This is a genomic window from Paenibacillus segetis (assembly GCF_014639155.1).
GTDB lineage: Bacteria > Bacillota > Bacilli > Paenibacillales > Paenibacillaceae > Fontibacillus > Fontibacillus segetis.
In genome coordinates this window covers 97,143-109,916 of record NZ_BMFT01000002.1, presented here as the reverse complement: position 1 = coordinate 109,916, position 12,774 = coordinate 97,143, and the positions used below count along the sequence as shown (strand labels likewise).

Sequence of the window (12,774 nt, the reverse complement as noted above, 5' to 3'; positions counted from 1 at the left end):
ATTGATTCTGCTCAGTCTACCACGGCAAAGTTATTTTGTATTATTAATATAGACGGGTATTATAGAAAGTAGCATTGTTATCTCCACTTTTACATAAAGGAAGGACTTACTCCATGATCTTGTTAATTATTCTGTTTATCGCTGCGGTCATCTATTTCTTTTTGATCTTCCCGACCCAATGGCTTAAAGTGGAACGAGTCCGCTACTCTTGTGGGATTGGAGCCCGAGTTCTGCAGATTAGTGACCTACATGTGGAGAAACTCCGAATCAGTCCCAGTAGATTAACCCGTGTGATTATAAATGAAGCCCCTGATTATGTCGTTCTCACCGGGGACTTCACGCAAAAATCCCGATATTTATCCAAGGTGCAACGTTATGCTCATGCGATTGTAAAGCCCGGCATTCCTGTTGTTGCTGTACTGGGCAATCATGATCATCGCCTAAAATCTACTGCTTTCCATCAGCTGATCCACATTCTTGAAAGCATGGGTATACAAGTCCTTATTAATCAGTCTATATCAGTTGATAACTTTCAAATTGTTGGCATCGATGACTTTGGTAGCAACAAAAGCAAGGTTGATCAAGCATTCGCAAACGTCGATCCAAGCAAACCGATCCTAGTCCTCACTCATAACCCCAATCTTGTTCTATCTATGAACCGAAAATATACGTATTTGATGGCAGGTCATATTCATGGTATGCAGTTTAACGTGCCTTTTTTGTTCCCATTCATAGATAAAGGCAGGCTCGCGGCAGACGGTATTATCAAGGGAATGCATACAGGCACCCATGGCCAGTTCTATATCTCGAAAGGGATTGGTCAGGCCGGTCCCAATGCCAGGTTCCTTATTCGCAGTGAAGTTACGCTGCATGAACTCGATTGATGGTTAAATTAACTTTTGAACGCAAAAAGACCGCAGGTTACCTGCGGTCTAATTCGCTATTCAGAGACAAGAATAATATAGACAACTACGTTCGAACGGATATTTCCCTGCAATGTTGGGTCATGCGCCACAATGACCGAATAGAGTCGAGTACTCGCGGTAAACGAACCTTCAATATTTACTGTACCGTCTTCCAAATTATTCGTTCCGAGCTTGCCCTGATTAATAATATAATCAGCAGAAGGAGCCTCTGCAAACTGATCCGTCGTTAAGTAGTAGAAGTCATACTCACTTCCGCTATAATCCGGTGAGACCGTAATTGAACCGGAGTTCTCGATAGGTGTGCCTATGCTCGTAAAATCTTCGATGATGGGATCCGTACGATAAAAGGTTAACTTGGTAACTTGACTATCCAAATTTCCCTGAGTAGCAACTATGTAGAGATAATAAGCTTTGCTGGGAACTATGTCCTTGTCGATATGGATATCTCTATCAGCTTGTTTATTTGACTTTATCTCTTCGACGCTTGGGGAATCTGAAAGTTCCTCGGTAAGCATGTAATATAACGTATCGAATCCACCTGGATTCACACTTACATGGATCGTGTCGCTATCTTCTCCATTCCATCTTTTTGTCTCCCCTGCGTTAAAAGTAATCGTAGGCGCTGTGGTTGGTGTCGGTGTCGGTGTCGGTGTCGGTGTCGGTGTCGGTGTTGGTGTTGGTGTTGGTGTTGGTGTTGGTGTTGGTGTTGGTGTTGGTGTTGGCGTTGGCGTTGGTGTCGGTGTTGGCGTCGATGGTGTTGGTGTCGATGGTGTTGATGTCGAAGGCGTAGATGTTGAAGGCGCAGATGTAACCACTGGCGGTGTCACCGGAGGTTCAGTTATCTTAACCGGTATGGATTTATTCTCCTCATTTTTAACCGCGTTACCGAATAATGACTTTAAACCATCTGCTACAATAGTCGGTGCTTTTGATGAATCGAGTTTAAAACCTTGATGTAACGTGATTATGATCGTCTTCTTGTCCTCGGACAGCATGTAACTGTCTAACTTCGGATCAAGCGGCACACCGTTAATGGTAATTTTGGATAGATCAATGGAACTCCCATCGATTCCTACCGACAGAGTTAGTTCCAACTTGTTCCCCGCTTTGAAGTCCGCTCCGGAAACTTCAAGAGGTCTGGTCGCTTCTAACGTTTTGGCGCTTTCGAAGGCTCCGGTAGCTAGTAATTGACGGGTCGCTTCTTCTTTACCGCCGAAAGTACCGTCCGAAGAATTATTTAGCAACTTTAGCTCAAGTGCCAATTGGACGTAACCCTTCGCCCAATCAGAGACAGTATTATCGCTAACACTTGGAGCCGACGGTACCCCTGCACTCTGGCCTAAAACCCGAACTAGAAATGTAGCTAATTGCTCCTTCGTTACGCTTCCAGCTGGGTTGAAACTCCCGGAGCCTACGCCGTCCGTAATTCCCGCTGTCTTAAGCGCTTCGATATAAGGCAGTGCATAACCGTTAGCGGGATCATCTGACGTTACGTCACTGAAAGACGATGTAGTTAGATTAGGGTTGACATTCAGACCAGCAATAAGCGCTGCTACCTTCGCGAATTGGGCTCGATTCATTTCATCTTTCAGCCCAAAACTAGTATCAGAGACTCCATTGAAAATACCTGCTGAAATCATGGCATCAAACTTTGCCTTTGTAGCTGCATCCAAATCCTTTAAATCGGTAAAATCGGCCGATGTCTGCGCTTCACTCACACCGCTGCCAATGGTTACTGCGGACGTCAAACCAACCGTCAGCGCCGTAAACAAAATCCAAATCTTTTTGTTCATAATTAACCACCTTTCCAAACTATAATTTTAAATTATTAATAATTTAATAGTAATATTTTAACAGAAAATTAAATATAAAACTCTATTAAATTTTAATAGATCCTGAATACAAAAAAAACCTCCTCGATCCTTTTTCGAGGAGGGTCTTGTCACGTTATCTAGAACAATAGAGCTTACCGATCTTGTTAGTTGCCTCTCTTCCTTCTATTGGAATAATGCAAAACAAATAATAGAATAAACCATAGGGGCGTTAACAATAAGGCCGGACGTGTCTCTTCAGCAAACAGCATAATAATGAGGATGATAGCAAACAAAGCTAGGACAACATAATTAATAAATGGAGTAAATGGTGCTTTAAATTTTGATTTTTCATGTAATTGCGGCTGAGTTTTCTTATATTTTATATGGCAAATGAGAACCACACCCCACACCCAAATAAAGCAAATGGCACTAATCGTTGTCACGATCCCAAAAGCTTGTTCCGGAATAAACTTACTCAAAAGAGCTCCCACAGATAGGACAAGTGTGGAGATCAACAACCCGTTTCTTGGTACATGATTTTTATTCAATTTTGCAAATTGGGACGGAGCCTGGTCATTCTTACCTAAGTTATATAGAATTCGACTTGTTGAGAACATTCCGCTGTTACAAGCAGAAGCAGCTGAAGTTAATACGACAAAGTTAATAATGCCCGCGGCGATCGGAATCCCCACTAAAGCAAAAGTTTTAACAAAAGGACTTTCTGCCGGACTTAGCTCCGTCCAAGGGTTAATGCATAATAGAGCAATAATTGCTCCAACGTAGAAGAATAGAATTCGTAAAGGAATTTTATTAATGGCCGATGGGATATTCTTCTCTGGATCCGATGTCTCTGCTGCAGACACACCTACTAATTCCACACCGACAAATGCAAACACAACCATTTGGAACGAAAGTAAGAAACCTGTTATCCCGTTTGGAAACATTCCTCCATGGCCCCAAATATTCTTGACCGTTACCGTTCCTGCATCTGTTTTGAATCCTATCACCAATAAAATAATCCCAATGGCAATTAATGCGAGAATAGTGACCACCTTAATTAAGGCAAACCAAAACTCCAATTCCCCAAAATTTTTGACAGTTAACAGATTGAGTCCTAATAAAATGACTAAGCAGAGAACTTCAGGTATCCATTGCGGAATATCGAACCAATATTGTACATATATCCCGACAGCAATAATATCAGCCATAGCCGTCATAATCCAACAGAACCAATAGGTCCAGCCAGTGACAAACGCTGCTCGTGGTCCAAGATAATCTTCAGCAATATCTGTAAAAGATTGATACCCTGCTTTAGACAACAGGAGTTCTCCTAACGCCCTCATTACAAAGAAAATGGCGATCCCGACGATTAGGTAAGCAAAAATGATAGAGGGCCCTGCTAGTTGTATTGCTTTACCGGAACCTAAAAATAGTCCAGTACCAATGGTTCCACCAATTGCAATGAGTTGAACATGCCGATTTTCTAATTCCCGCTTTAATTCTTGTTGTGCCATACCTGTTCCCCCTTAATGAATACGATAAATTGGTACAAAAAAAAGAGATCGGATGTCATCCAATCTCTTTGGTTCATAAGAATATGAAATAATATTTATCCCGCTAATAACGATTAGCATGATAAATACAAATTCAGTACTCTTCTGTCCTTTTGCCTGAGATTGTGAACCCTTCGGCGCTGCGGAATCCCGCAGTCTCTCCAGAAGCTGCTCCTGCTATAGTGTGATCCATAGCAATCATAGCTTGTGAAATATGAAATTATGAATTAAGTGTTGCTGTTCTAATATCTAAACATATTACTTGCGATGTGATGATTTAATCAGTGATAAAAGTCTCACTGTATTTTTTGTGATAATTCTATGTTAATAAAAAAACCGACAAATGAACATGGAAATATATTCATGACTAACACCTTACATGTTTCCGTTTGAAGCCGAGTTGCCCTTTATCCTCTGCCTTTTGAATATTAACTAAAGCGTTTAAGAACTTGCTTTTTGCGCTACCGTGACTGACTTCCACTGGACAAACTTCCTTTGCGATCTCCACCGCCATATCATGAAGCGGCAGATAGGATACTCCCACAGTATACAAGAAATTGTTCATCGAATATTTCGTACGTTCAGGGGCATCGTGAATTGTATTTTTTACAATCTCCAACATGTTAGCAATTTTCTCTTCGGAAAATTCACGGTCCGGGCGATTGCCGAGCAGCCAGCAGTAACAACTCCAACCTGCCGACATCCTCAGCTCTATATCGCTTGCAATCCAATTATCCGCGACTTCTTGCGCAATATCACTTTCTGCCAATGTTACTGCTACTACAAAATCCGATAGCATATAGAAATAGGCTCCATCGATCCACCGTTCAAAGTCCGCTTCCGTCATCGCTTTCGGTTCGGCAATCACCCCGGCAAAGTACATCGCGTCATAGTTCCCCGTAGCATAAAGCTGCTCAGCCAATGGTTGATTGAGTTTTATTTTTCTGAAGATGGGCTTCATCTGGCCTGTGGCCACGCCAAAAAGTGGTTCGTGTGCGCCGTTGGACAGGTATATCTTCTTGGTTCGTTCCTTGCCAAGAGCTTCAAGCTCTTGCATAACCATTTCTAGATTCATCATTTGCACTTCCCTTTAATGGTTGTCGTTTGTAATTAAGCCCGTCTTTATTTGAATCTTAGCACACTATAAAGACTCATGCACATTGAGTGCATGAGCCTTTATTATAGACAGGTTACTCTTATGACTCCTCGAACCGCTTCCCCGTTAAGCTCCTGATATGCGAGGCATCGCCATCGGTTCCTTTCCCAGCTCAGCCCATATGTATTTGAGCAGCAGTTCAGATTTCAAGCTGGCGCTAGCAGGATCATTCCATAGGTTTCGTAATTCCTTTGGATCCTCCTGCAAATCGAATAGCTCCCCGTAGGTCTGATTGTAGTACACCGTTATTTTGTATCTCGCGTCAACGTACGTCTTCTGGTGAATGGTCGTTGGCTCATGGCGAAATTCACAGATAGCATGATCACGAGCGTTAGATTTACTCCCCAGCCATACTTCCTTCTGATCGACTCCGGTCATGGCACATGGGATCGGAAGATCGGAGAATGACAAGAAGGTTGGCGCCAGGTCTACGAGTGACTGTATCGCTTCAGATGTGCGACCGGATGGAACCTGTCCCGGGTAACGCACGATAAACGGCAGCTTCATCAGATCCTCGTAATGGAACCCTCCCTTAGCCTGCAAGCCGTGCTGACCGAAGAAATGACCATGATCCGTCGTAAATACGACAATCGTGTTGTCAGCCAAACCTAGCTCGTCTAGCTTGTCAAGAATTTGTCCAATATATTTGTCCATCATGCTGATCATACCGTAATAAACAGCAACAAGCTTCTTCCGGTCGTAATCGGTCAGTCTTTTGCGCTCTCCATAATGGTAGTAATGATGCGAGCGATAACCGTGAATGCCTTCCCCCGTTTCACTCCAAGCAGAGAAATCAGGATTCTCCTCCTGCGTCATGCCAAAGTGTGGCGGGTTCTGTTCATGCTCACCCGGCACAATGGATGGAATCGTCAGCTGATCCGGATCGTACATCGTATCCCATGGCTCAGGTACTAAATATTCCGGATGAGGATCGAAAAAGCTTGCCCAATGGAAAAAGCTCTCTCCGTTCTTCGCATACTCTTCCAGCTTATCGTTGGTACGTTCGGCAATCCAGGTATTGTAGTGATATTGCTCCGGGATCGGCCACTTGTAGGTAATCGATCGGTCCATGTTACCGGTAGGAGGAAGGAAATAGTCTCGCCAATTACTGCAGCCCTTTTCTTCCATCCACAAGGCATAATGCTGGCCGACATGGGCTTCGTTCGTGTGATTTCGCGTAATCTCTATATGCTCGAATCCGTAGAACGGGCCGTTAAAGTTTCTCCAGAAATCAAGATCCTGCAGGACCGGGTACGCTTCCAATGAAGGATATCCCTCGGCCGACCGCAGCGGCTGGAGATGGGCTTTACCGACAAGTGAGGTTTTGTAGCCGTTCTGCTGAAAATCTTCACCAACCGTGTGACGATCTTCGAGTAGCTTTGTCCCTAGCGTCCAAGCACCGTGCTGGCTTGGGTATAGACCGGTTATGATCGAGGCGCGGCTCGGAGTGCAAGTCGGATTTGGGCAATAAGCTCGGCTAAAGGTCGTGCCTTCCTTAACTAGACGATCCAGATTGGGCGTATGTATCTCTTCGTTGAAGGCTCCGATTGTATCCCAATGCTGTTGATCGCTCGTAATGAGTAGGATATTCGGTTTGTTCATATTGTTCGCCTCCCTTTTCCCTAGTATAAGCTTGCAGGTAGCGAAATTGAATGGCTTCATGTATGATTTGTTTAACGATTTGTTCGTTCAGGAGAGGACGTATGAACATGGAGAACGGAAATATGAAGGAATACGAATATGAATATGCAGAGTATTTATATGCGACTTCTCCCTTATCTGAGAAGGAAGAATCCATTCGAATTGTTCGGGGTGGCCTCAGCAATGGTAAGGAAAACTATCGTACAGGTCCAAAAAGAATCGAATGCTTTAGTATTCATTTTGTTCGTCAAGGGAGTTTAATTTTAGAATTCAAAGACCAGTGTCTGAGCCTAGAAGAAGGAGATTTGTTTTGCCTATATCCTAACGTTTCCTACACATATTACCGGCCGCAAGAAGACCGTGAGTCTCTCAAATTATGTTGGTTAGCTGTCGATGGTACGGAAGCAGAATCGTTGCTGAAAATGGCCGGTTTACGTCCGGATCGTCCGGTCTTACGGGGAGGCTGGAGCGGACCAGTCGTGGAGCAATTGGGAGCGATTTACGAGATGCTGCAAATGCGGCGGTTCATGACGATCGACGGACATCTGGAGCTAAAGGCGCGCTTGTACCAGCTGTTCGCAACGTTGATCCGGCAGTTTGGCGAACCAGAAACCGTACAACCTACCGGTTCGGTCCGGGCATGGGCCGAGTATATCGAACGCCACGCCTCGGAGGGAATTACGGTTCAACAGGTGGCACGTATGGCAGGGCATAACCGGACCTATTTCTCGACCGTATTCGCCAAGACCTTTGGTATGCCTCCAGCGGAATACATGTACAAGGTTCGGATGAACCGCGCAAAGGAGCTGCTGATCGGCACCGATGCTTCGATTACGGAAGTGGCTTATTCGCTAGGCTATCCAAATCTGTATACTTTTTCTCGGGCGTTTACCAAATTTTTAGCCATATCGCCGTCCGAATACCGCCGCAGGTACCGAGAAGAGCCTCTATAGACTACAGTATTCTAAGAGCTTCAAGCCTACGTGACGTTTAAATGTTTCGGAGAAATGTTTAAGTTAGCTAACTATGCAGCCGACCTTTTCAGTGCCGCGAAAAAAAATATGCGTAAATCCAAAAATTTTTCTTGTGCATTAACCCCTACCCTGCTATTATGAAGGAGCATAAATTTTGGAAAGCTAATATTTAAAATATCTAGGATCTTTCCAAGCAGATAATCTTTGACCACTTCCATTAAGAAGTTAAGGCCATACGGACAGCCGGGTCAAATGCCGATTGGCAACTTTCGTTGCCTTATTGATTGAGTTAAAAGCTCAAATTTTATAAGTTGGTTACTTTACAACCAGTGCATATGCACACAACTTGTGAAACGGTCAATAAGAGTGGTAAAAGTGAATTATTTGCTATATAGACTCTGATCCTAACATGATATATTTGAATATTAAGGGCCTTTCCCCATGAAACTGTGAATTTTTTGACTGACGAACACGCAAGAAGTTTGTCCTGTCATGCTTATTGGGACTGTCTTATTATTTGACTATATCAAAAGCAAGTGTGATGCGCATGGTGCGTGTTTCGCTTGCTTTTTTTGTTGCCGTTTTGCATAAATAAAATTCACTTGGGATAGGAGACTGAAAATGGGAAAAGCACTTGTCATTGGCGCCGGCGGCGTAGCATCAGTAGCAATTCATAAATGCGTTCAAAACAGCGAGGTTTTCGAAGAAATTTGCATCGCCAGTCGTACGAAATCCAAATGCGATGACTTGAAAGCGAAATTGGACGGCGGTAAAACCAAAATTACGACTGCACATGTTGATGCAGACAATGTCGATGAGCTGATCGCGCTGATTAACGAAGTCAAACCAGATATCGTCATGAACTTGGCCCTGCCTTACCAGGATTTGACGATCATGGATGCATGCCTGGCTACCAAAACGCACTATATGGATACGGCAAACTATGAGCCGGAAGATACGGCGAAATTCGAATATAAATGGCAATGGGATTACCGCGAACGCTTTGAAAAAGCCGGAATTACAGCTCTATTAGGCAGCGGATTCGACCCAGGTGTAACTGGCGTATTCTCCGCTTATGCGCTGAAACACTATTTTGACGAAATCGAATATATCGACATTCTAGATTGCAACGGTGGGGATCACGGCTATCCTTTCGCAACTAACTTCAACCCGGAGATCAACATCCGTGAAGTATCCGCTAACGGACGCTACTGGGAAAACGGAGAATGGATCGAAACAAAGCCGATGGAAATCAAACGCGGTTATAACTTTGCTGAAGTTGGCGAAAAAGACATGTACCTGCTCTATCATGAAGAGCTCGAATCCCTTGCGCAGAACATGCCAGGACTAAAACGCATCCGTTTCTTCATGACCTTCGGCCCAAGTTATCTCATGCACTTAAAGGCGCTTGAAAACGTAGGCATGACTTCCATCGAACCGATTGAATACGAAGGAAAACAAATCATTCCGCTTCAATTCTTGAAGGCTGTACTTCCGGACCCTGCTTCCCTTGGACCTCGTACAGTGGGCAAGACGAACATCGGCTGTATCTTCAAAGGGAAAAAAGACGGCCAAGACAAGACTTACTATGTCTACAATGTTTGCGATCACCAAGCATGTTATAAAGAAGTGGGCTCCCAGGCCATCTCTTATACAACTGGCGTTCCTGCGATGATCGGCGCGGCAATGGTCATGACTGGCAAATGGAATAAACCGGGCGTATTCAATATCGAAGAGTTCGATCCAGATCCATTCATGGAAGAGCTGAACAAATGGGGACTTCCATGGGTAGAAGACTTTAATCCGGTGCTTGTTGACGCATTGCCTGAGGAAGCTAAAAAGCCGGAGCTCGTTCGCTAATATGCGGTTCGAGGAATTACCGACACCCTGTTTTGTAGTTGATGAAGCACTCATCGAGAAAAATCTGAACATCCTAAGTGGCGTTATGCAGCGTACAGGAGCCAAGATTGTGTTGGCGCAAAAGGCTTTTTCCATGACCGCTATGTATCCCCTCATCGGACAATATTTAAGCGGCACGACGGCGAGCGGTTTATTTGAAGCGCGACTAGGTCACGAAGAAATGGGCAAAGAAAATCACGTCTTTGCCCCTGCCTATCGTGAAGATGAAATCGACGAAATTATAGCCATTTGCGACCATATAATCTTCAATTCCTTCTCGCAGCTGGAAAAGTATAAAGCGAAAGCTCTTGCTGCGGGGAGAAAAGTAGGCCTACGCATCAATCCGGAATGCTCGACGCAAGAGGGACATGAAATCTATGATCCTTGTTCGCCGGGATCTAGATTCGGCGTAAAACTGGACGATTTCCAACCGGAGCTGCTTGAAGGCGTGTCGGGGCTGCACTTCCATACCCTGTGCCAACAGAACTCAGACGATTTGGAGACCACGCTGAATGCGGTCGAAGACAAGTTCGGGCCATGGCTGCCACAAATGGAATGGATCAATTTCGGTGGTGGTCACCATATAACTAGAGAAGACTATGATATCCCCAGACTCGAAGCTTGCATTTCGCGAATGCAGGATAAATACGGCTTGGAAGTCTACCTCGAACCCGGAGAAGCCATCGCACTAAATGCGGGTTATATGGTTACCTCCGTATTGGATATCCATAAGAATGGCATCGAAATTGCCATCGTAGATACGTCCGCTACCTGTCATATGCCGGATGTTCTGGAAATGCCGTATCGTCCACCGCTTGTTGGTTCAGGCGAGGCCGGTGAGAAGCCATACACCTATCGGCTTGGCGGTCCGACCTGCCTGACGGGCGATGTCATCGGAGACTATTCCTTCGATCGGCCCTTGCAGAACGGCGACAGATTAGTGTTTGAAGACATGGCGATCTACTCCATGGTCAAAACCAACACCTTTAACGGTATGCCACTACCGGCCATCGCCGTGCAAGAGAAAGACGGTAATTGCCGCGTCGTTCGTGAATTCGGCTATCAGGATTTTAAGATGAGATTAGCTTAACAAATAACCCAAGCCTTAACCCTACTTCACAAGAAGGGTTAAGGCTTTTTCTAATGTTTTCGATACCTCCAAGACCAGCCGGGCTGTTTAAAAATAACATTTGACGACGTTTTTTCTGTTGCGTAAGATATTGGTAAAGAGGTCAGACCTCTTAATGACTGAATGGGGTGAACTCGTGGATAAAACGGAAATGATATTACCCAATATCAAAGTAAAACCAGGGGCTATATCTGAGCATGTAATTGTAGTGGGTGATCCTGAGCGCGCTAGAGCAATTGGCGATCAATTGGATAACGCCGAAGAACTCGCTTATTCCAGAGAATACCGTACGATAAATGGCTGGTATAAAGGGAAAAAAATAACCGTTACAAGTCATGGTGTTGGTTCTCCGGGTGCAGCTGTTTGTTTTGAAGAACTTATCAAGGCAGGCGCCAAAAAAATCATTCGCGTAGGTACAGCAGGATCATATACGGATGAACTGCCTCCAGGAAGCTTGATTATCGCGGATTCTGCAGTACGAGCAGAAGGTCTAACGAAGCAAATGGTGCCTGATGGCGTACCCGCTGTTGCGGACTTCAATATGCTGCTCAAACTCGAAGAACAAGCAAAGAAAACGAATATTAAGTATGGACTAGGTACGATCGTTACCTTGGATGCATTCTATGCGGGACCTGTCCAATTCCCTCATATGCTGTACAAAGAGTCAGGAGCTCTTGGTGCAGAGATGGAACTCGCAGCACTTTATGTGATCGCTAGATTAAGAGGTGTATCCGCTGTCGGGATCTTTGCACTCGATGGATATGCTTTTAGTGATATGAATGATTACAACCCACACAAAGATTCCGTTAAAAAAGCCATTCAAGCCGAAATTGATATTGCTTTGGAAACAATGCTGATCCTATAGAAATTCTGCCTCTTAGAATGCGCATTGTCTTTCATTAATTAACAATAGTAAGATCAAATAAGTCGCTCTAGGAGGTAAATGAATGAAGAACATTGGAATTGAAAAGGAAACATTATCATCGATTGCGGTACGAACCATTATAGATCTCATTGAAACGGATGTATTCAAAATTGGAGACAAATTGGATGCGGAGCAGAAACTCGCAGATAAGCTACGTATTAGCCGCCCTATACTAAGGGAGGCTCTTCAGAGATTAGAGTTAGAAGGATACATCGTTCGCAAACATGGCGTAGGTACATTTGTCATCTCCAAGACACCTATGTTAACGACTGGCATCGAGAAATTGGACAGTATGACAGATCTGGTAAAGGCGCAGAGTTATACTGTCGGCACGATTGGAATCACAGAGCCTATCATTTCGAGTGATGAATCCATCCGAGAGCTACTGTACTTAAAAGATGATGAGACCTTATTATCCTTTGAGCGAATTCGTACTGCAGACAAAAAGCCATTTGCATTAGACCGAGTCTATATCCCTGAAAAATATGTAAGTGATGATTTCTTCACGAATTATGCAGATGCATCCATTCTAAGTTATCTAAGTTCTGCGCAAAACATTCAAATTGTAAGCTCTCATTGCAATTTATTTGCTGAGAATGCTTCTGCGGAAGATGCCGATAAGCTGGGCATTAGACAGCACGAGGCGCTGCAAATTTTGGAGCAAACTTTCTACTCCAATGCGAATGACCCGATATTTCATGGGAAAAGTTTGATCGTGAACAATATTATGAAATTTCATATCGTTCGGCGAAGATAA

At 44.2% G+C, this 12,774-nt stretch carries 10 protein-coding genes and 1 riboswitch; of the genes, 6 read left to right on the top strand and 4 right to left on the bottom strand.

Translation table 11 applies throughout. The features are described 5' to 3' along the window. Window positions 1-113 precede the first annotated feature (113 nt). Window positions 114-884, top strand: a complete 771-nt coding sequence (locus tag IEW05_RS16750) for a metallophosphoesterase (protein ID WP_188541004.1) — start codon at window positions 114-116, stop codon at window positions 882-884. 56 nt (window positions 885-940) lie between these two features. On the opposite strand, the gene IEW05_RS16745 is transcribed toward IEW05_RS16750, so the two are convergent. The 4 genes from IEW05_RS16745 to IEW05_RS16730 form a co-directional block, all read right to left on the bottom strand. Then, window positions 941-2,719, bottom strand: coding sequence for an S-layer homology domain-containing protein (locus IEW05_RS16745; RefSeq protein WP_188541003.1), 1,779 nt, complete (start codon window positions 2,717-2,719; stop codon window positions 941-943). 185 nt (window positions 2,720-2,904) lie between these two features. After that, window positions 2,905-4,254, bottom strand: a complete 1,350-nt coding sequence (locus IEW05_RS16740; protein ID WP_188541002.1) for an amino acid permease — start codon at window positions 4,252-4,254, stop codon at window positions 2,905-2,907. Window positions 4,255-4,388: 134 nt separating this feature from the next. Continuing rightward, window positions 4,389-4,468, bottom strand: a riboswitch (glycine riboswitch). A gap of 192 nt (window positions 4,469-4,660) precedes the next feature. Continuing rightward, the gene (locus tag IEW05_RS16735; protein ID WP_188541462.1) at window positions 4,661-5,368 is read right to left on the bottom strand and encodes a DNA alkylation repair protein; all 708 of its coding nucleotides are present in this window, start codon (window positions 5,366-5,368) and stop codon (window positions 4,661-4,663) included. A gap of 147 nt (window positions 5,369-5,515) precedes the next feature. After that, window positions 5,516-7,051: a sulfatase family protein gene (locus tag IEW05_RS16730; RefSeq protein ID WP_188541001.1), complete on the bottom strand. Its 1,536-nt coding sequence runs from the start codon at window positions 7,049-7,051 to the stop codon at window positions 5,516-5,518. Window positions 7,052-7,152: 101 nt separating this feature from the next. Here IEW05_RS16730 and IEW05_RS16725 point away from each other — a divergent pair, with 101 nt between their 5' ends. From IEW05_RS16725 to IEW05_RS16705, 5 genes are all read left to right on the top strand, one after another. Continuing rightward, the gene (locus IEW05_RS16725) at window positions 7,153-8,043 is read left to right on the top strand and encodes an AraC family transcriptional regulator (protein ID WP_188541000.1); all 891 of its coding nucleotides are present in this window, start codon (window positions 7,153-7,155) and stop codon (window positions 8,041-8,043) included. A gap of 642 nt (window positions 8,044-8,685) precedes the next feature. Then, complete coding sequence (locus IEW05_RS16720) at window positions 8,686-9,924, top strand: saccharopine dehydrogenase family protein (RefSeq protein WP_188540999.1); 1,239 nt, start codon at window positions 8,686-8,688, stop codon at window positions 9,922-9,924. 1 nt (window position 9,925) lies between these two features. After that, a complete protein-coding gene (gene nspC, locus IEW05_RS16715) occupies window positions 9,926-11,053 on the top strand; it encodes a carboxynorspermidine decarboxylase (protein ID WP_188540998.1) in 1,128 nt (375 codons plus the stop codon). A gap of 154 nt (window positions 11,054-11,207) precedes the next feature. Beyond that, window positions 11,208-11,957, top strand: coding sequence for a nucleoside phosphorylase (locus IEW05_RS16710; protein WP_308420434.1), 750 nt, complete (start codon window positions 11,208-11,210; stop codon window positions 11,955-11,957). A gap of 82 nt (window positions 11,958-12,039) precedes the next feature. Then, complete coding sequence (locus IEW05_RS16705) at window positions 12,040-12,774, top strand: GntR family transcriptional regulator (protein ID WP_188540997.1); 735 nt, start codon at window positions 12,040-12,042, stop codon at window positions 12,772-12,774.